Origin of the sequence: Amycolatopsis deserti (assembly GCF_014653945.1) — a bacterium.
GTDB classification, from domain to species: Bacteria; Actinomycetota; Actinomycetes; order Mycobacteriales; family Pseudonocardiaceae; genus Amycolatopsis_E; species Amycolatopsis_E deserti.
Genome location: NZ_BNAU01000012.1, coordinates 192,842 through 211,377 on the forward strand (window position 1 = coordinate 192,842; position 18,536 = coordinate 211,377).

The window sequence follows — 18,536 nt, forward strand, 5'->3', positions numbered from 1 at the left end:
AGGAGTGTCAGCGGCGGGGAAAGAGCACACTGGTGCTCGTCGACACAGGGAGAGCGAAATGCAGCCGAAGACGAAGGCCATCACCGCGGCGGTCACGGGGTCCGCGCTCGGCGCCGCCGGGCTCGCGTGGATCGCGATGCCGGCCACCGCGGGTGAGGCCCCGGAGCTGCCGGCGATCAGCGCGGAGGAGCTGGTGCAGTCGGTGGTCACCACCAGGACCCCGGCGCTGGCCGGGACCGTCGAGGTGGACAACAACCTGGGCCTGCCGGTCTCGACCCTGCCGGGTGGCACGAGCCTGGACATCGACGCGGCCCGCGTCTACAACGACGGGGCCGGCAACAGCAAGCTCGCCATCGAGCAGGGCGCGAGCGAGCACACCGTGGTGCGCAATGGCGCGACCGTGTGGACGTACGACTCGGCGGACAACGCGGCGACGAAGATCACCGTGCCGCCCGAGGCGCTGCAGAAGCCCGGGGAGTACGAGCTGAGCGACCCGGCGACGGCGGCGGCGCAGCTGCTCGCGAAGGTCCGGGAGAGCAGCACTGTCACCGTCGAGGGGACGGCCCGGGTGGCCGGCCGGGCGGTCTACGAGCTGGTGCTGACGCCGAAGCCGACCGAGCGCACGCTGCTGCGCGAGGTGCGCGTCGCGGTCGACGCCGAGAAGCGGGTGCCGCTGCGGCTGGCCGTGATGACCTACGGCACCTCGGACCCGGCGTTCCAGGTCGCGTTCAGCGACATCGCGTTCGCGCCGCAGCCGGCGAGCGAGTTCCAGTTCACCCCGCCGCAGGGCGCGAAGGTGACCGAGGAGCAGGCGCCCGCCGGGCACCCGGAGCAGCGGGACCTGGAGAACGCGGTCCAGGTCGTGGGCGACGGCTGGGACAGCGTCGTCACCGGCACCTTCCCGGCCGAGACGCTCGCTCCGCAGCGGGGTGAGCGCGGGGAGAGCGTCGACCCGAAGGCGCTGCTGGCGCAGTTCGGCAAGCCGGTCAGCGGCGCGTTCGGCACCGGCTACGTGATCACCACGAAGGTCGGTACCGCCCTGATCACCGACGACGGCCGCTTCGCCGCCGGCGCCGTGCCGGAGCAGGTGCTGGTCGAGGCTCTGGGAGCGAAATGACGGAGACACTGCCGGTGGGCGCTTCGGTCGAAGCGCCCACCGCGGGTCCGGCACTCGCCGCGCGGACCAGGGGGTTGCGCAAGGTGTACCGGACCGCGGTCGCGGTGGACCAGGTCGATCTGGACGTGCCGGAGGGCGCGGTGCTGGGCATGCTCGGGCCGAACGGCTCGGGCAAGACCACCACGATCCGGATGCTGCTCGGCCTGGTCCGCCCGACCGAGGGCGAGGTGGAGCTGCTCGGCAGGCGGATGCCCGAGGGCGCGGCACGCGCTCTGCCGGACGTCGGCGCGCTGGTCGAGGGGCCGGGCTTCCACCCGTTCCTGTCCGGGCGGGAAAACCTGCGCCGCGTGGCCGCCGCCGAGCCGCGGCTGTCCTCTGCGGCGATCCCCCGCGCGGTCGAGGACGCGCTGGAGCGGGTCGGGCTGGGGCACGCGGCGCACCGGCGCTACCGGGGGTACTCGCTGGGCATGAAGCAGCGGCTGGGGCTCGCCTCGGCGCTGCTCGTGCCGCGGCGGATGGTCGTGCTGGACGAGCCGACCAACGGGCTGGACCCGGCCGGCACGCGGGAGATCCGCCGCATCATCGGCGAGCTGCACGCCGAGGGCGTCACCGTGCTGGTGTCCTCGCACCTGCTCGCCGAGGTCGAGGCGACCTGCACGCACGTGGCCGTCCTCCACGACGGCACGGTGGTGGCGCAGGGCGAGCTGGACGAGCTGCTGGAGTCCGGCACGCCGTCGCTGGTGGTGTCCACTCCGGACGGTGACCAGGCGCTCACCGCGCTGCGGGACAACCGCATCCCGGGCCGCCTCACGCCGGAGGGTGTGCGGGCGGACCTGTCCGCGGCGACAGCGCCGCAGGTGATCGAGACGCTGGTGCGGGCCGGAGTGGCCGTGCACGAGGCGAAGCGGGCCCGCACCGGGCTGGAGGACCTGTTCGCGCGGCTGACGCAACGGGACTCCGGCACCGACGGCCTGCCGGATGTGGACGAGGGAGCGGCATGACGGCGACACTGGACGCGGCGCCGGTGGAACGGTGGAGTGTGCCGTTCCACCGGCTCTTCCGCGCCGAGCTGCGGTGGATCTTCCGCCGCCCGCGCACGCTGATCGTGCTGGGCCTGCTCGCGCTGATCCCGGTGATCATCGGGATCGGGCTGACGATCGCGGCGAACAACGACGCCCAGGCCGGCGGCGGGGGCGGCGGTGGGGACTCGCTGCTGACCGCCGCGGCCGGGAACGCGCTGGTCCTGCCGCTGGCCACGCTCGGGGTGACGCTGAACCTGATGCTGCCGCTGATCACGGCGATGTCGGCCGGGGACGCGCTCGCCGGTGAATCGTCGGTGGGCACGCTGCGCGGGCTGCTGCTCGCGCCGGTGAGCCGGGGCAGGCTGCTGCTGATGAAGGCGCTCGGGGTGGCGACGTTCACGCTGGCCGCGGCGCTGCTGATGGCCGTGGTCGCGATGGCGACCGGGCTGGTGATCAACGGGACCGGTTCGCTGTTCACGCTCTCCGGCAACACGTTGTCCGTTGTGGACGCACTGGGCCGGGTCGCGCTGGCGGCGGCGTGGGTGACGCTGCAGCTGTGGGCGGTCGGGGCGATCGCGCTGGCGATCTCGGCGTGCACCGAGCACCCGATGCTCGTGGTGGTGTCGATACTGGCCGGCGTCGTCGTGTCGTCGGTGCTGCTCCTGCTGTCGGCGGTGGACTGGCTGCACCCGTTCCTGCTGCCCCAGTCCTGGACGGCGATCGCGGACATCCTGCGCGACCCGATCCCGGCCGACCAGCTGGGCGAGGGCGCCATCCGCGCCGCGTGCTACGTCGTGATCGGCCTGTCCCTGGCCTACGCGCGGCTGTCCACGAAGGACGGTTAGCCGACCAGGGCCACCCCGTCCGGGTCGAGGGCTAGGTGGATCTCGTCGCCCGGGTTGACGTCGGCGGACACCGCCGCGACCGCGTCCACCGTGCCGGCGCTCGTGCGGACGGAGAGGCGGACGTTGTCGCGGCGGTGCACCTTGCTCAGCACCTCACCAGCGATGCCGGTCTTCGCGAGCCGTAGTCCGGTGGGGCGCAGGCCCAGCCGGACCGGCCCGTCGGGCGCCTCGGGCACGGCGACCTCGCCGAACGGGCAGCGCACGAGGCCGTCCGCCGCCTGGCCGTCGACGACCGTGGTGACGCCCAAGAAGCGCGCCACGTTCTCGTCGGCCGGCCGGCGCCACACCTCGCGCACGGCCCCGGCCTGGCGGATCTCCCCCGCCTGCAGCACGGCGACGCGGTCGGCGAGCGTGAACGCCTCCTCCTGGTCGTGCGTGACGAGCAGGGCGGTGATCTTCGCGCTGCGCAGCATTTCGGCCAGGTCCACGGCCAGCTGTTCCCGCAACCCGGCGTCCAACCCGGACAGTGGCTCGTCGAGCAGCAGCAGGCGGGGTTCCGGCGCGAGCGCGCGGGCCAGCGCGACCCGTTGCGCCTCGCCGCCGGACAGCTCGGTCACGCGCCGCTTCTGGTAACCGGTCAGGCCGACGAGGTCGAGCAGACGCCTCACCCGCTGCGCACGCTCGCTCGCCGGCATCCCGTGCATCCGCGGCCCGAACGCGATGTTGCCTGCCACATCCCGGTGCGGGAACAGCTGGCCGTCCTGGAACACCAGGCCGAACCCGCGCTTGTGCACCGGCACCCGGGCCAGGTCGGCGCCGTCCCAGCGCACGCTGCCCGCGGTGATCGGCTCCAGGCCGGTGATCGCGCGCAGCAGCGTCGACTTCCCGGAGCCGGACGGGCCCAGCAGCGCGAGCACCTCGCCGTCGGCGATCTCCAGGTCCACGCCCGACACGGCGGTGAACGTGCCGTACCGCACGGTCAGGCCGGACACGGTCAACGCCATCTCAGAACTCCCCAACCCGGCCGGACGCGAGCCGGTCGATCACGATCACCGCGCCCGCGGTGACCAGCATGAGCAGGGCGCACGCCGCGTACGCCATCTGGTTGTTGAGCTGGCCGGGCCGCGCGATCAGCGCCGCGATCGCGACCGGCAGCGTCGGCGTCTGCGGGCGCGCCAGGAAGCTCGTCGCGCCGAACTCGCCGAGCGCGACCACGTACCCGAACCCGGCCGCGGCCACCACCGCGCGGAAGGTCAGCGGCACGTCGATCTCGCGCCACACGCGGGCCGGGCTCGCGCCGAGGGTGGCCGCGGCCTGGCGCAGGCGGTCGTCGATCGAGCGGACCACCGGCAGCACCGTGCGGATCACCAGCGGGATCACCACCAGCGCCTGCGCGAGCGGCACCAGCAGCGGGGACCTTCGGAGGTCGCCGGGCAGCGCGTCGAGCGTGATGAGGTAGCCGAACCCGACGGTCACCGCGGACACGCCGAGCGGCAGCATCAGGGCGGCGTCCATCGATTCGCCGACCCCGCGCGCGAGCCGTCCCGGGGCGCGGCGCAGCGCAACCAGAAGCACCGACGCCGACACCCCGATGATCATCGCCAGCACCGTCGCGTCGGTGGCGGTGCGCAGCGAGTTCATCGCGGCCTGCCAGCCAGAGACCTGCAGCGTGCCGTCATTGCCGGTGCTGGAGAGCGCGCGGTAGCCGGCCAGGCTCCAGCCGTCCGCGGTGGACACCGAGCGCACCAGCAACGCGATGATCGGGGTCAGCAGCAGGCCGAGCACGACGACCGCGGCGGCGACCACGGCCCACTCCCCGCCGACGGGGCGCCGGGCCGTCTCGCGTCGCGATCGCAGCCGCAGCGCGCTCTCCCGGCGCTTGCGGGCCGCCGCGCCGAGCAGCAGCGCGGCCAGGACGGCGGCGATCTGCACCAGCGACAACGCGGCCGCACCGGTCAGGTCGAGCAGGTTCTCGGTGCGCAGGTAGATCTCGGTCTCCAGCGTCCGGTACCGCGCGCCGCCGAGGATCAGCACCACGCCGAAGCTGGTGGCGCAGAACAGGAACACCACCGCGGCCGCGGACGTGATGGCCGGCATCAGCGCGGGCAGCGTCACCGAGCGGAACGCGCGCCAGCGGGAAGCGCCCAGGGCGCGGGCGGCGTCCTCGGCCCGCGTGTCGAGCACCGCCCACAGCCCGGCGACCGTGCGGCCGACGACGGCGACGTTGAAGAAGGCGTTGGCCAGCACGATCGAGATCCAGCCGCCGTCCGTCCACAGTGCCCGGAACGCCAGGCCCACCACCACGGTGGGCAGCACGAACGGGACGAGCACCAGCGTCCGGACCACCGCGACCCCGGGCAGCCGCACGCGCGCCAGCAGGAACGCGACCGGCAGCCCGGCGACCACCGCGATCAGGGTCGACCCGGCGGCCTGCGCGACGGTGAACCAGGCCAGCCGCCACGTCTCGCCCTCGGCCAGCGCCGCGAGCACCTCGCCGTCGACGAAGCCCAGCCGCAGGATCGCCCCGACCGGCCAGGCGAAGAAGACCACCAGGAACCCGAGCGGCAGCACGGCCAGTGCCGCCAGCCCGAGTCCGGTGCGGCTCACTGGCCGAGCAAGGAGCGCCACTGCTCGATCCACCGCTCACGCCCGGCCTGCACGGCCTCGGCGGGCAGGCTCGCCGGGTTCTGCGGCAGCGGGGCGGCCGTCGTCCAGGACGCGGGCAACGCGACGCCCTCGCGCGCCGGGTAGACGTACATGTTCTCCGCCACCGTGGCCTGGAACTGCTGGGACAGCAGGAAGTCGATCACCTTCTGGGCGTTGGCCGCGTTGGGCGAGCCGGCCAGCACACCGGCGTACTCGACCTGGCGGAAGCAGGTGTCCAGCAGCGCCTTCGTGCGCGGCTTGCCGTCGTCGCCGATCTCGGCGGCCGGCGAGGACGCGTAGGAGACCACGATCGGCCGCGGGCCCTTGCCGGACGAGCCGGAGAAGTCCTGGCCGTAGGCCTCCTCCCAGCCGGCGACGGCGCGCACGCCGTTGTTCTTCAGCTGGGTCCAGTAGTTCTGCCAGTTCTGCTCGCCGTAGCGGGCGATGGTGCCGAGCAGGAACGCCAGGCCGGGCGAGCTGGTGGCCGGGTTCTCCACCACCAGCAGGTCCTTGTACTCGGGCTTGACCAGGTCGTCGTAGGTCGCCGGCTCCGGGATTCCGCGCTCGGCGAACCACGTGGTGTCGATGTTCACGCAGACGTCGCCCAGGTCCACGGCGGACAGGCGGTGCTCGGAGTCCACGGCGTAGCGCTGCGGGCCGCGGTCGGCCTCGGGGCTGGTGTAGGGCGCGAAGACGCCCTCGGCGAGCGCGCGCGAGGCGAAGGTCGAGTCGACGCCGAAGGCGGCGTCGCCGATCGGGTTGGCCTTCGTGAGCACCAGGGTGTTGGTGAGCGCGCCCGCGTCACCCTTCTTCACGACGTTGATCGTGATGCCGGTCTGCTGCTTGAAGGCGTCCAGGACCTGCTGCGGCGCGGCGAAGGAGTCGTGGGTGACCAGCGTGACCGTGGCCGGGCCGTCTTCCGCGTCGTTGCCGGCCAGCGTGCAGCCCGCGGTCAGGGCGGCGACCAGGCCGACCAGGACGCCCGTGCGGAATTTCATGACCACTCCTCGCTCGATCCGGCGAGAAAGGTCGGGGCCCTCCCTGCGCCGGCATGATCCGGATCAGGTGCGAACGGTCGCGGGCGAACCCGCCTCTCAGCCCGGTGGACCCGGACTCCCGTGGCAACCGTGCAGCGTACCCGCCCCCGTACCACCATGGAGCACATGGCGGAACTACTGAGCGAAACCGAGATCTCCGAGGCCCTGAACAAGCTGCCGTACTGGCAGCGCGCGGGCGACGCGCTGGAGCGCACGGCCGAACTCGCCGACTTCCCGCAGGCCATCGCCGTGGTCAACCGGGTCGCGGAGATCGCCGAGAGCGTGGACCACCACCCGGACATGGACATCCGGTGGCGCACCGTGACGTTCCGGTGCAGCACCCACTCCGCGGGCGGGATCACGGCGAAGGACGTGTCGCTCGCCGAGCAGATCGACGGCACGATCGCCGCGCTGTGATCTAGGTCCGAGCGGCAACATCAGGGCCGGTCTCGTGCGTTCCCCGGGTGGAGGGAACGCACATGAGGAAGGTTGTCGCGCGACTGGCCGCCGTGGGGGCCGCCGTCGCTTTGTTGCTGGGAGTGCTGGCCGGAACCGCGTCGGCGGTCTCGTCCGCCGGGGTCGCCGTCGAACCGCCGAGCGAGACGCGTGCGGTGGTCGTCGGGACGCTGGCGTTCGGGTTGATGATCGCCGCGGCGGGCGCGGTGTTCTGGTATACCGCGCGTCATCGGGGACCGCAGGAGTGAATTCGGTCACGCCGGGTTCCGGGCTGTAACGACGGAGGCTTCGCGGGCGCTGTCACGCGCGGAAAGTCCCTGCTCACCGCGAGGTTCGCCATGAACACCACGCCCGCACTGTCGCCGGTCCAGCGCGCCTGGATCACCGGCCTGGCCACCGCCATCACCCTGATCGCCGTTCTCGTGCTCGCCACGCTGGGCTGATCCCAGCTGGTCCACGGCCCGCCGGTGCACCGGCGGGCCGTTTTCATGCGCTGTTGATCTGTGTGGATGACCACTCGTTGGTGACTTTTCCGTGTCCTATTCGTAATCTCACGGACGGCCATCCCCCGAACGGCTGAAAACAGTCCCCTCCCCGAAAATGGTGATCTTCCGAAATGGTGGGTCGACATAGATCCAAAGCGAAATCGCTGACAGTTTCCCTGGTGATCGGCCTGGCCGCGGCGTTCGTGCTGGGCTTCGCGGTGTGGCTGACCGGCAACTTCAGCCGGCAGGACACGGCGAGCATGGCGGCGCAGATGAAGCCGCTGCCGACGACCTCGGCCCCGACGAGCACGTCGAGCAGCACGACCACCCCGCCGCCGCCCCCGCCACCGGTCACGACGACGCCCCCGCCCCCGCCGTCGACGACGACTTCGAAGTCGACGCCGAAGTCCACGAAGACGACCCCGAAGACGACGACCAAGGCGGCGAACGCCTGCTCGTCGGTGCTCGAGGGGACGCTGCCCCACGTGGCCAAGGTGGGCAACCACATCGCGGCGAAGTTCGGCGTGGACGAGATCGGAGGCCGCGCGAGCCGGTCCGGAACCAGCGACCACCCGAGCGGCCTGGCGCTGGACTTCATGGTGGACACGGCGACGGGCAACGCCATCGCCGACTACGTGCTGGCCCACCAGTCCGAGTTCAACGTCAAGTACGTGATCTGGCGGCAGCGCTACAACGACGGCAGCGGCTGGTCGACGATGGAAGACCGCGGCGGCGCCACGGCCAACCACTACGACCACGTGCACGTCTCCTTCGAGCCGAGCGGCTCGGTGAACGTGACCTGCTGATCGCGGTGTTCCCCGGAAGCGCCCAGGCATCCCCCGGCCTGGGCGTTTCCTTTTCGGGCACCTCTTCGCCTCGAGATTCGAAGCGGCGGGCGAGATCGTCGCAGTCCGGCGGGAGATCCAGCGCCACTGTCACGCCCACATCCGCACCCACCTCCGGTCTGCGTGCGGAAGATCGGATCCGGCTGGCGTCCGCCCGGTTGTTCGCCGCGCTTAGCCGGCTTCGGGGGCGAACAGGGCCGCGTCAGACGTTGAAGCGGAACTCCACCACGTCGCCGTCGGCCATGATGTAGTCCTTGCCTTCCATCCGGACCTTGCCCGCGGAGCGCGCGGCGGCCATCGAGCCGGCCTCCATCAGGTCCTCGTAGGACACGACCTCGGCCTTGATGAACCCGCGCTCGAAGTCGGTGTGGATGACGCCCGCCGCCTGGGGCGCGGTCGCGCCCTGCGGGATCGTCCACGCCCGCGACTCCTTCGGGCCCGCCGTCAGGTAGGTCTGCAGGCCCAGCGTGTGGAACCCGGCGCGGGCCAGCGCGTGCAGGCCGGGCTCGGTCTGGCCGACCGACTCCAGCAGCTCGCGCACCGACTCCTCGTCGTCGAGTTCGAGCAGCTCGGCCTCGACCTTCGCGTCGAGGAACACGGCGTCCGCGGGCGCGACCAGCTTCGTCAGCTCCTCGCGCTTCGCCTGGTCGGTGAGCACGCCCTCGTCAGCGTTGAAGACGTACAGGAACGGCTTCAGGGTGAGCAGGCTCAGCTCACGCAGCAGCGTGGTGTCGACCTCCTGCTGCGCGGAGAACAACGTCCGCCCGCTGTCGAGGATGTCCTTCGCCTTCTGCGCGGCCTCCAGCGCGGGCCGGTTCTCCTTCTTCGTCCGGGCTTCCTTCTCCAGCCGCGGCAGCGCCTTCTCCAGCGTCTGCAGGTCGGCGAGGATCAGCTCGGTGTTGATCGTCTCGATGTCCGACGACGGGTCGACGCGGCCGTCGACGTGCACCACGTCCGGGTCGTCGAACACGCGGATGACCTGGCAGATCGCGTTGGCCTCGCGGATGTTCGCGAGGAACTTGTTGCCCAGGCCGGCCCCCTCGGAGGCACCCTTGACGATGCCCGCGATGTCCACAAAGGACACCGTGGCCGGCACGGTACGGGCGGAGCCGAACATCTCGGCGAGCTTGTCCAGCCGCTCGTCGGGCAGCGGCACGACGCCGACGTTCGGCTCGATCGTGGCGAACGGGTAGTTCGCGGCGAGCACGTCGTTGCGGGTCAGCGCGTTGAACAGGGTCGACTTGCCGACGTTGGGCAGGCCGACGATACCGAGGGTCAGACTCACGGCTCCGAAGTCTACGGGTCGGCCTCGCCACCGGACCCGGCAGCCGTTCACGCACCCGGCCCGGCAGCGCCATCGCCACCCGCCCGGCAGCCGTTCACGCACCCGGCCCGGCAGCGCCATCGCCACCCGCCCGGCAGCCGTTCACGCACCCGGCCCCGGCACCCATCCACGACCCGGCCGGCCACCCGTTCACGGCCATGTCGGATTTCCGCCAGTCGAGTGCCTGACCTGCTGGCAGGATCGAACCCATGACAGCCATCGCCGCACCGGCCGAGCAGGCGCTCTGGCGCGACCCAGAGCGCTGCTACCGCGCCGTCGCCTCCCGCGACGCCCGCTTCGACGGCCAGTTCATCACGGCCGTGCGCACGACCGGCATCTATTGCCGCCCGTCCTGCCCGGCGCTCACCCCGCGGCAGGAGAACGTGCGGTTCTACCCGACCGCGGCCGCCGCCCAGGCCGCCGGGTTCCGCGCCTGCCGCCGCTGCCTGCCCGACGCCGTGCCCGGCTCGCCCGAGTGGAACGTGCGCGCCGACCTGGCCGCCCGGGCCATGCGGCTGATCGCGGACGGCGTCGTCGAGCGCGAAGGCGTGCCCGGCCTGGCCCGCCGCCTCGGCTACTCGGAACGGCAGCTCGGCCGGGTCCTGACCACCGAACTCGGCGCCGGACCGCTGGCCCTGGCCCGCGCGCACCGGGCGCACTCGGCGCGGCTGCTCATCGAGCTGTCCGAGCTGCCGCTGGCCGACGTCGCGTTCGCGGCCGGTTTCGCCAGCGTCCGGCAGTTCAACGACACCATCCGCGAGGTCTTCGCCCGCACGCCGTCCCAGCTGCGCACGGCCGCCGCCGCGGCACGCCGACGCGCCGGCGCGGCTGAACCCGAAGCGGGCACCGCCGGAACACGGCTGTCCCTGCGGCTGCCCTTCCGCCCGCCGTTCGACGCCGCCGGGATCCTCGGCTTCTTCGCCGCCCGCGCGGTGCCCGGGGTCGAGTCGGCCGACGAGCACAGCTACACCCGCACGCTGCGGCTCCCGCACGGCGCCGCGTCGGTGACCCTGACGCCGCAGGACGGGCACGTGCGCTGCGACCTGCAGCTGGCCGACGTCCGCGACCTCGGCGCCGCGGTCACCCGCGCCCGGCGCCTGCTGGACCTGGACGCCGACCCTGATGCCGTCGCTCGCGTGCTCGGCGCCGACCCGGCGCTGGCCCCAGCGGTCGCCGCGACCCCGGGCATCCGCGTCCCCGGCGCCGCCGACGGTGCCGAGCTGGTGCTCCGCGCCATGCTGGGGCAGCAGGTCTCGGTCGCCGCCGCGCGCACCGCCGCGGCCCGGCTCACCGCCGCGCTCGGTGATCCGGTCCCGTGGCAGGACGACCTCCTGCTGTTCCCCACCGCCGCAGCCGTCGCCGAGCGGGGCCACGAGGTGCTCCGCGGGCCACAGCGCCGCGTCGACGCCATCCTCGGCGCCGCCGCCGCACTCGCCTCCGGCGACGTCGACGTGCACGTCGGACGCGACCCCGGCGAGCTGCGGGACGAACTGCTCGCACTCACCGGCATCGGACCGTGGACCGCCGACTACGTGCTGATGCGCGTCCTCGGCGCACCCGACGTGCTCCTCACCGGCGACCTCGTGCTCCGCAAGGGCGCCGCCGCCCTCGGCATCGCCGACGACATTCCCGCCCTCACCGAACGCGCGCAGGCCTGGCGACCTTGGCGGTCCTACGCCGGCATGTACCTGTGGCGCTCGAGCCAGGCCTGAACCCCGTAAGGAGAACCGACATGAGCATCGCCCACTGGTCCACGACCGACACCCCGGCCGGCCCGTTCACCGCCATCGTCGCGAGCGACGGCGCCGTCCTGGCCTCCGGCTGGACTGCCGAGCTGGACGAACTGACTCCCCAGATCTCCCCCTCACTGCGCCCGTCCGACCTCCGTGAGAAGCGCGACCTCGGCGCGGTCAGCACCGCGGTCCGCCGCTACCACGAGGGCGAGCTGGACGCGATCGACGACATTCCCGTGCGTCAGCGCTCCGGCGAGTTCCTGCAGCACGCGTGGGACGTGCTGCGCACGGTGCCCGCCGGCAAACCGGTCACCTACAGTGAGTACGCCGCTCTCGCCGGCCGTCCCGCCGCCATCCGCGCCGCGGCCTCGGCGTGTGCCCGCAACGCGGCGGCGTTGTTCGTGCCCTGCCACCGGGTGCTCCGCATCGGCGGCGCGCTGGGCGGCTTCCGCTGGGGCGTCGACATCAAGCGCTGGCTGCTCGACCACGAAACCCCGTACCGCTCCTGAGAGTTCACGCCATCTGCAGCTCCAGACTCGACCCGGTGCGGGACTTGCGCACCCGCAACCGGGTCGGGATCCGCTGCCGCAGCTCCTCCACATGGGACACCAGGCCGACCACCCGGCCTCCGGCCCGCAGGTCGTCGAGGATGTTCATCACCACGTCGAGGGTTTCGGCATCGAGCGTGCCGAAACCCTCGTCGACGAACAGCGTGTCCAGTAGCGAGCCACCGGTCTCCGCGGCGACCACATCGGCCAGCCCGAGGGCCAGCGCGAGTGACGCGAGGAACGACTCCCCACCGGACAGGGTCTTCGCCGGCCGGACCGTGCCGGAGAAGTCGTCCAGCACGTCCAGTCCCAGGCCGCCCCTCGTGCCGTGCGATCCGGCCGCATCGGAGTGCACGAACGAGTAGCGGCCCTGGCTCATCGTCTGCAACCGCGCTGTCGCGGCGATGGCCACCTCTTCCAGCCGGGCCGCCAGCACGTACGACCTCAGCGACATCTTCCGCGCGTTCTGCCCGCGCCCGTTGACCACGTCGGTCAGCGCGTCGAGCTCCGCGAACTCCTCCTCCAGCGGCCGCAACCGCTCCGTCGCGGTCGCCAGCCGCTCCGCCAACGTGCCCAGAGCGTCCGCTTGCGCGGTCGCCGACCGGAGAACGGCAACCGCCGCCTCGGCCCGTTCCCGCGCCGACTGGGCCTTCGCCCTCGCCGAGTCGACGTCCACCTCATCGTCCGGCCCGACCCCGAACAGCTCGGGTTCGTTCAGCGTCGCCCGTGCTGCCGCTTCGGCCGCACCGGCATCGGCCAGCCGCTTCTCCAGCTCCCGGACCGTCGCCTCGTCCCTGGCGGCGGCCCGCATCTCGTCCACGGTCTCGAAACCGGCGCGCCAAAGGGCGTCGCGCACTTCCGCGCGCTGACGTTCGAGCTGCTCGGCGGCACTCGCGGCCGCGGACCGCGCCTCGGCCAGAGCATCCAGGGCGCGCACGATTCCCGTCAGGTGCGCGCGGCGGGCGGCGACGTCCGCGTGTTCGCCCCGCGCCTCTTCCAGCCGCCGTGCGCGCTCGGCGACCCGTTCGGACAACGCCTTCCGCTGGGTCTCGGCGGCCGTCGCCGCCTGCAGCTCGGCCGAGCGCTTCTCCTCCAGTTCCCGCTGCTCGGTCTCGGTCGCCTGCACCTGTTTCGCGAGCGGCATCCGCTGCTTCGCCAACGCGTCCAGACCCGCGATCTCCTTGCGCAGCACCGAGAGTTCCTCGTTCAGCTGCGCGCCGTCCCGCCCCCGCAGACGTTCACGCAGCGCCGCGAGCTTGGTTTCGGCGTCGTACTTGGCCGCCTCCGCGGCCTTGCGGCGACGCTCGGCCCGGCTCTCCGCCTCCTCGGCCGCCTGCTCCTGCTCGGGCGAGACCGCTTCGGGTGCGGCCATGGCCGGCGCCGGGTGGTCGGACGAACCGCAGACCGGGCACGGCGATCCGGACGTCAGGCGGGCGGCCAGCTCGGCCGCCATCCCGTCCAGCCGCCACCGGCGCAGCTCGAGGAACCGTTCACGCGCCTCCTGGTGCTGGTCGATGGCCTGCCGCGCCAGCTCTTCAGCCTCCGTCAGGGCGCGCTCGGCCGCGGGCAGGCGCTCCGCGTCCCGCACCGCGGCGACCAGCTCGGACTCGCGCTTGCGGACCTCGCCGAGCTTCGCCTCGGCGTCGATCGCGGCGTCCAGCCGCTCCCGCAGGTCCCGTGCCCGCTCCGGAATGCCGGCCAGCTTCTCGCCGAGCACCTCGACCCGGGCGCGCGCTTCGGCCGCGGCCTCGGCGAACCGCTCGATGTCCCGCTGATCACGGACCTGCTGCTCGGCCTCGTCCACCAGCCCGGCGAGCGCGCCGGCCTCCTCACGCAGCTTCCCGGACAGCTTGCGCAGCTCCGCCGTGCCCATCCGCGCGTCCGCGAAACCCGTCGCCTCGAGCGCCTGCGCCCGGCGCTCCTCGGTCACACGGGCTTCGTCCAGCTGCGACGCGCACCGGTCCGCCTGAGCCGCGACACCGGTCACGGTCGCCGCCCGCCTGGCCGCCTCGAGTTCGCGGGCCCAGCGGTTCCGTTCCTCCTCCTGCTCGGCCAGTGCCGCGAGCCGCTGGTGCGCGTCCCGCACCCGGCGCACGCGTTCGGCCGCCGCGAGCCGCTCGGCCAGCAGCTCGTCAGCGGATTCACGCGCCGCTCGGGCCCGCTTCTCGTCCTCCCGGGCCTGCTCCACGGTGGACCGGATGCGCTCGCCGGTGCGCGCGACCCAGTCGGCGATGTCCTCCTCGGGCACGTCCTCCCCGGCCACCTGAGCGAACCGCGCCGTCCACTCGCGCAGTTCGAGGCGCTGCTCGTCGAGTTCGCGCCGACGGTCCGCGCGTCGTTCCCGGAACCACGCCTCGACGTCGGCGAACCGCTTGGTGCCGAAGAGCCTCTCCAGCAGCTTCTCGCGCTCGTCGGTGTCAGCGCGCAGGAACCGGGCGAACTCGCCCTGCGGCAGCAACACGACCTGGAAGAACTGCTCCGCGCTCATCCCCAGCAGACGCTGGACCGTGCGGCCGACCTCGTCGATCCGGGTCAGACCCTCGGGGGGCTGGCCCGCGGGCGGCGGACCGACCCACCTGAGCACCGCCTTCGCCTGCTGCGTGGTCGTCCCCTCACCACGCCGCTTCGGACGCTGGTATTCCGGGCTGCGCGACAACCGCAGCCGCTGGCCCTGGACGGTCAGTTCGAGCACGACCTCGGTCGGGTCCTCCGGATCCGCCAGATCGCAGCGCAGCCGCTTGACCTGCCCGCGCGCCCCGGGCACGGTGCCGAAGAGCGCGAACGCCACCGCGTCCAGCAGCGTCGTCTTGCCCGCGCCGGTGTCGCCGTGCAGGAGGAAGAGACCGTCGGCGCCAAGCGCGTCGAAGTCGACGACCTCCCTGGTCCGGTACGGCCCGAAGGCCGCCACCTCCAGCCTGTGCAGCCTCATGCCGCGTCCTCCCTGTCCGCCTTCTCCAGGGCCGTCCGCAGCAGCGCGGCCTCACGCTCGTTCGGCGGAGCACCACGGCAGTCGTCGAGGAAACCACGGGCGATCTCCTCGTCCGACCTTCCCCGCACCGCCGCGGCGTAGCGCAACGCCGAGGACGTCTTTCCGTTCTCCGGCTGCCATTCCAGGTGCACCGCGTGCGGGAAACGCTCACGTAGCGACCGCATCGCGTCGATCGGCCGGATGTCGTCGGTGAGCGTGACCGACAGATAACACTCGGCCAGCTCGTCGTGGGCCGGATCCGCCAGCAGGTCCGCGAGGCGGCCGGTGAGCTTCGCGAGCCGGCGCGGAACCGGCAGCTCGTGGCGCCGCACCTCGGCCAGGCCGGACGCGTCGAGGTCGACCAGCCACACCGATTTCCGTTGGTGCGCCTCGGAGAACGAATAGGCGACCGGGCTGCCCGAGTACCGCAGGTGCTCGGCGAGAGTCTGCGGCCCGTGCAAGTGTCCCAACGCGACGTAGTCGGCGCCGTCGAACACCGCACCGGGAACCTGTTCCACGCCACCGACCGCGATGGACCGCTCCGATTCGGTCGGGGCGCCACCGGTGACGAACGCGTGCGCGAGCACGACCGAGCGGGTTCCCGGCGCACGCTCCGCCAGGTCGGCCCGGATGCGCCGCATCGCCTCGGTGAGCACGCCGGTGTGGCCCCGCGCCCCCGTCACGCCGAGCGCGTGCCGCGCCGGTTCCGGCTCCAGGTAAGGGATTCCGTAGATCGCGACCGGCCCGTGGTCGTCGTCGAGCAGGACCGGGTCGGCGATCCGGTCGATCGTCGTGCGCAGGTGCAGACCGCCGGCGGCGGCGAACTCGCCGAAGGCGCCCAGCCGCGGCGCGGAGTCGTGGTTGCCGGACGTGAGGACGATGTGCGCCCCGGCGTGCCGCAGGCGGCTCAGGGCGCGGTTGGCGACCTGCACCGCCTCGGCGGACGGCACGGCGCGGTCGTAGATGTCGCCCGACACGAGGACGACGTCCACCCCCTCGGCAGCCACCAGGTCCGCGAGGTGCGCGAGCACGGCGTCCTGCTCGGCGAGCAGGTCCAAGCCGTGGAAGGTGCGTCCGACGTGCCAGTCGGAGGTGTGCAGGAGTCTCACGCCGCCCAAGTTACGAGGGGGGTCCGACAGAATCCCGCAGACACCCCGCGATGCTTCACCCGAACGTGTGTTCGGAGTGGATCGGAGCGGGCGGGTCCCGTTTTTGTCGGTGCCCTCCGTCATGATGCGGTCACGTTTTCGACGATCAAGAAAGGAGGGCGGCAGTGGCCTCCACCGTGATCAGCACGGCAGCCGTCGCGATCGCTTTGGTCCTGGTCGTGGCGGTCGTCCTGCTGTGGCGGCTCTATAGCGACAGCATGCGCCGCGCGGACGCGGCGGCGCGCCAGGTAGAGGCCGAGCGGTCACGCGTGGATCAGCAGCAGGCGGCGTTGCGGCGGTACGAAGTGGCCTTCGCCTCGATCAGCGGCCGTGGGGAGCTGGGCGAGCAGGTCCTCGCGGAGACCGCGCGGGCGCTTGGATTGCGCGAAGGGCTGCACTACACACTGCAGACAGATCTGGGCGGGGGTGGGTCGGCCAAACCGGACATGGTGCTGCGGGTGGGCGGCGACCGGAGCGTGCCGGTCGACGCGAAGGCGAGCCTGGCGTGCTGGGCGGAAGCGGTCGAGACCGACGATCCGGACGAGCGGATGGACGCGTTGCGGGTGCACGTCCGCAATCTCCGGTCCCGAGCGGCGGAACTGGCGGGCAAGGGGTACCAGCGCTGGGCCGACGCGATCTACGGCACGGTGATGTTCGTGCCGTCCGACGCCGCCGTGGTGGCGGCGCTGGACACCGATCCCGAACTGTTGCGCTGGATGCTCGACCGGCGGGTGTTCCTGTGCGGACCGACCGGTTTCGCGGTGGTGGCGTCGGCCGCGCTGTTCGCCGCGAGCGACCGGGCGGTGGTGGAGGACATCGAGCGCGTGCGGGCCGGCGCGGCGGCGGCGCACCGGGCGGCGGGCAACGCCGTCGAGGCGCTCAACCTCAGCAGTACCCACCTGCAGCGGTTCCTGTCGGCGCGGCGGCGAGAGCTGGATGCGCTCGAGGGATTCCGGGCGGCCGTGGCGCCGCTGTCGGACGCGGCGGCGAGCCCGACCGAGGTCGCCACCATCCGGAGGGGGGACGAGATGGCCGCGAGCTAGGGAAAACTTCACGTTACCGGCGCGTTGCCAACACGGCCGGGCCGGCCGAAACCGCTGATCAAGACGGGTGCCCGGTGGGCCGATCCAGTGGTCTGAACCGCATCCTCCGCGGGATGGGGAGCCGGTTGGGCCGGCTACAGGTTACGGTGTTGCCTCGTGACCGCCATTCCCGATCGCCGGAGCGATTCCGACGCCGACGACATCCCGGTGCCGTGGGATCAGCGTCCCATCGTCGGGGAACGCCGCGGCTTGCCGTGGTGGGGTGCCGTGCTCCTCGCGTTCGGGCTGGCGGTGATCGGTGCGGTCATCGACATGCAGACGCAGAACACGCTCGGCTGGCTGTTCAAGGGCGCGTACTTCGTCGGCGCGGTGGGCGCGGTGGCCGGGGTGCAGCGGCGCAGCCTGTTCGGGCCGATGGTGCAGCCTCCGCTGATCCTGGGAGTCACCGTGCCCGGCGTGGTGCTGCTGGTCTCCGGGCTGCCGGACAACAGCGACATGCTGACGCGCGCGCTGGCCGTCGGCACGCCGCTGATCAACGGGTTCCCGACCATGGCGATCACGACTGGCTGCACGCTGGTGCTGGGCATCGTGCGGATCTACCGCGAACGCAACCCGGACGCGGCGCCGAAGGCGGGCGACAAGCGGCCCACGGATCCGAAGCGTCCGGACGGCGCGGGACGTGGCGGTGCGGCGCGGGGTGACGCGCCGCGGGGTCGTCGCCCGGCCGAGGGGCGTTCCGGCTCTGGTGCGGGGTCTGGCTCCGGCGGGAGGTCGAGCTCCGGTCCTGACTCCGGTGCGGGCCGCCCGGCTGGCGAGGGCCGTGCCGCGGGTGCGGTCGCTGCCGCGCGCGGTGTGGCCGGCCGGCGTCCCGGCCGCCGCCCGCCCGAGGACGATCCGCGCCGCGCCGCGGACGAGGCGCCTCGGCGAGGGCGTCGGGGCGCGGACGGCGGCGCACGCCGCCCGGCGGAGGACGACCCGCGCCGTGACGCCGGTGCCCGGGGCGCGAAGACCCCGCCTCCGGGACGCCGGCCGCGGCAGCGCGGCGTGCCGCCAGAGGACGCGGACCGCCGCGCCGGGGAGCCGCGCACGGGCGGCCCGGCGGCCGACCGACCTCGCCGGGTCCCCCCACGAGCCGGCGACCCACGCCTGGACCCGCGCCGAGCGCCCGAAGGCCGCCGCGGAGGCACGCCACGCCGCCGCCCCTGGGACGACGAAGCCTGAGCGCCGGACCTCACGGGGCCTGTCTGCGACGCTGGGGCCCAGCGTTCACGAGCCTGGGGCGACGCCTGACCGCCGGACACCACACACCCCGTGAGCGC

16 protein-coding genes and 1 riboswitch are annotated in these 18,536 nt (G+C 72.9%); of the genes, 10 read left to right on the forward strand and 6 right to left on the reverse strand.

Translation table 11 applies throughout. The features are described 5' to 3' along the window. Positions 1-58 precede the first annotated feature (58 nt). Genes IE290_RS35640 through IE290_RS35650 form a run of 3 tightly spaced genes read left to right on the forward strand, consistent with a single transcriptional unit; the run spans position 59 to position 2,984 of the window. Positions 59-1,117 carry a LolA family protein gene (locus IE290_RS35640; RefSeq protein ID WP_191249135.1) on the forward strand — a complete coding sequence of 353 codons (1,059 nt, stop codon included), beginning with the start codon at positions 59-61 and terminating at the stop codon, positions 1,115-1,117. Beyond that, a complete protein-coding gene (locus tag IE290_RS35645; RefSeq protein ID WP_191249136.1) occupies positions 1,114-2,118 on the forward strand; it encodes an ABC transporter ATP-binding protein in 1,005 nt (334 codons plus the stop codon). Before IE290_RS35640 ends, IE290_RS35645 begins: the two co-directional genes overlap by 4 nt. After that, complete coding sequence (locus IE290_RS35650; protein WP_191249137.1) at positions 2,115-2,984, forward strand: ABC transporter permease subunit; 870 nt, start codon at positions 2,115-2,117, stop codon at positions 2,982-2,984. The genes IE290_RS35645 and IE290_RS35650 overlap by 4 nt, the downstream gene beginning before the upstream one ends. Here IE290_RS35650 and IE290_RS35655 read toward each other — a convergent pair. Genes IE290_RS35655 through IE290_RS35665 form a run of 3 tightly spaced genes read right to left on the reverse strand, consistent with a single transcriptional unit; the run spans position 2,981 to position 6,628 of the window. After that, on the reverse strand, positions 2,981-3,988 hold the full coding sequence (locus tag IE290_RS35655; RefSeq protein ID WP_191249138.1) for an ABC transporter ATP-binding protein: 1,008 nt from the start codon (positions 3,986-3,988) through the stop codon (positions 2,981-2,983). The genes IE290_RS35650 and IE290_RS35655 overlap by 4 nt on opposite strands. Position 3,989: 1 nt before the next feature. After that, positions 3,990-5,591, reverse strand: coding sequence for an ABC transporter permease (locus IE290_RS35660; RefSeq protein ID WP_191249139.1), 1,602 nt, complete (start codon positions 5,589-5,591; stop codon positions 3,990-3,992). Next, positions 5,588-6,628, reverse strand: coding sequence for a thiamine ABC transporter substrate-binding protein (locus IE290_RS35665; protein WP_191249140.1), 1,041 nt, complete (start codon positions 6,626-6,628; stop codon positions 5,588-5,590). Before IE290_RS35665 ends, IE290_RS35660 begins: the two co-directional genes overlap by 4 nt. A gap of 22 nt (positions 6,629-6,650) precedes the next feature. After that, positions 6,651-6,760: riboswitch (TPP riboswitch) on the reverse strand. A gap of 33 nt (positions 6,761-6,793) precedes the next feature. Between IE290_RS35665 and IE290_RS35670 the strand changes: the two genes are divergently transcribed. The 3 genes from IE290_RS35670 to IE290_RS35680 all read left to right on the forward strand — a co-directional run bounded on the left by IE290_RS35670 (position 6,794) and on the right by IE290_RS35680 (position 8,414). Then, positions 6,794-7,084, forward strand: coding sequence for a 4a-hydroxytetrahydrobiopterin dehydratase (locus IE290_RS35670; protein WP_191249141.1), 291 nt, complete (start codon positions 6,794-6,796; stop codon positions 7,082-7,084). 62 nt (positions 7,085-7,146) lie between these two features. Then, entirely contained in the window at positions 7,147-7,371 is a 225-nt protein-coding gene (locus IE290_RS35675) for a hypothetical protein (protein WP_191249142.1), read from the forward strand. 416 nt (positions 7,372-7,787) lie between these two features. Then, positions 7,788-8,414, forward strand: a complete 627-nt coding sequence (locus IE290_RS35680; RefSeq protein ID WP_308431414.1) for a VldE C-terminal domain-containing protein — start codon at positions 7,788-7,790, stop codon at positions 8,412-8,414. A gap of 241 nt (positions 8,415-8,655) precedes the next feature. Here IE290_RS35680 and ychF read toward each other — a convergent pair whose 3' ends face one another. After that, positions 8,656-9,738: a redox-regulated ATPase YchF gene (gene ychF, locus IE290_RS35685; RefSeq protein ID WP_191249143.1), complete on the reverse strand. Its 1,083-nt coding sequence runs from the start codon at positions 9,736-9,738 to the stop codon at positions 8,656-8,658. A 248-nt stretch (positions 9,739-9,986) separates the two neighbouring features. On the opposite strand from ychF, the gene IE290_RS35690 reads away from it, so the two are divergent. Together IE290_RS35690 and IE290_RS35695 are read left to right on the forward strand one after the other, a co-directional pair. Further along, a complete protein-coding gene (locus IE290_RS35690) occupies positions 9,987-11,489 on the forward strand; it encodes an AlkA N-terminal domain-containing protein (protein ID WP_191249144.1) in 1,503 nt (500 codons plus the stop codon). Between the two features lie 20 nt (positions 11,490-11,509). Further along, positions 11,510-12,019 carry a methylated-DNA--[protein]-cysteine S-methyltransferase gene (locus tag IE290_RS35695; protein WP_191249145.1) on the forward strand — a complete coding sequence of 170 codons (510 nt, stop codon included), beginning with the start codon at positions 11,510-11,512 and terminating at the stop codon, positions 12,017-12,019. Between the two features lie 4 nt (positions 12,020-12,023). Here IE290_RS35695 and IE290_RS35700 read toward each other — a convergent pair whose 3' ends face one another. Together IE290_RS35700 and IE290_RS35705 are read right to left on the reverse strand one after the other, a co-directional pair. Beyond that, positions 12,024-14,987 carry an AAA family ATPase gene (locus IE290_RS35700; RefSeq protein WP_191249146.1) on the reverse strand — a complete coding sequence of 988 codons (2,964 nt, stop codon included), beginning with the start codon at positions 14,985-14,987 and terminating at the stop codon, positions 12,024-12,026. After that, complete coding sequence (locus IE290_RS35705) at positions 14,984-16,135, reverse strand: exonuclease SbcCD subunit D (protein ID WP_191249147.1); 1,152 nt, start codon at positions 16,133-16,135, stop codon at positions 14,984-14,986. The genes IE290_RS35700 and IE290_RS35705 overlap by 4 nt, the downstream gene beginning before the upstream one ends. 164 nt (positions 16,136-16,299) lie before the next feature. On the opposite strand from IE290_RS35705, the gene rmuC reads away from it, so the two are divergent. Next, positions 16,300-17,217 carry a DNA recombination protein RmuC gene (gene rmuC / locus IE290_RS35710; protein ID WP_191249148.1) on the forward strand — a complete coding sequence of 306 codons (918 nt, stop codon included), beginning with the start codon at positions 16,300-16,302 and terminating at the stop codon, positions 17,215-17,217. Between the two features lie 156 nt (positions 17,218-17,373). Further along, positions 17,374-18,438, forward strand: a complete 1,065-nt coding sequence (locus IE290_RS35715) for a DUF6542 domain-containing protein (RefSeq protein WP_191249149.1) — start codon at positions 17,374-17,376, stop codon at positions 18,436-18,438. Positions 18,439-18,536: the final 98 nt, after the last annotated feature.

What these genes read in the sequence shown, in the direction of transcription:
- IE290_RS35675 (WP_191249142.1), top strand. Translation starts at nt 7,147, where the DNA reads ATGAGGAAGGTTGTCGCGCGACTGGCCGCCGTGGGGGCCGCCGTCGCT.
- IE290_RS35690 (WP_191249144.1), top strand. Translation starts at nt 9,987, where the DNA reads ATGACAGCCATCGCCGCACCGGCCGAGCAGGCGCTCTGGCGCGACCCA.
- IE290_RS35700 (WP_191249146.1), bottom strand. Translation starts at nt 14,987, where the DNA reads ATGAGGCTGCACAGGCTGGAGGTGGCGGCCTTCGGGCCGTACCGGACC.
- IE290_RS35640 (WP_191249135.1), top strand. Translation starts at nt 59, where the DNA reads ATGCAGCCGAAGACGAAGGCCATCACCGCGGCGGTCACGGGGTCCGCG.
- IE290_RS35695 (WP_191249145.1), top strand. Translation starts at nt 11,510, where the DNA reads ATGAGCATCGCCCACTGGTCCACGACCGACACCCCGGCCGGCCCGTTC.
- IE290_RS35655 (WP_191249138.1), bottom strand. Translation starts at nt 3,988, where the DNA reads ATGGCGTTGACCGTGTCCGGCCTGACCGTGCGGTACGGCACGTTCACC.
- IE290_RS35645 (WP_191249136.1), top strand. Translation starts at nt 1,114, where the DNA reads ATGACGGAGACACTGCCGGTGGGCGCTTCGGTCGAAGCGCCCACCGCG.
- IE290_RS35670 (WP_191249141.1), top strand. Translation starts at nt 6,794, where the DNA reads ATGGCGGAACTACTGAGCGAAACCGAGATCTCCGAGGCCCTGAACAAG.
- IE290_RS35650 (WP_191249137.1), top strand. Translation starts at nt 2,115, where the DNA reads ATGACGGCGACACTGGACGCGGCGCCGGTGGAACGGTGGAGTGTGCCG.
- IE290_RS35665 (WP_191249140.1), bottom strand. Translation starts at nt 6,628, where the DNA reads ATGAAATTCCGCACGGGCGTCCTGGTCGGCCTGGTCGCCGCCCTGACC.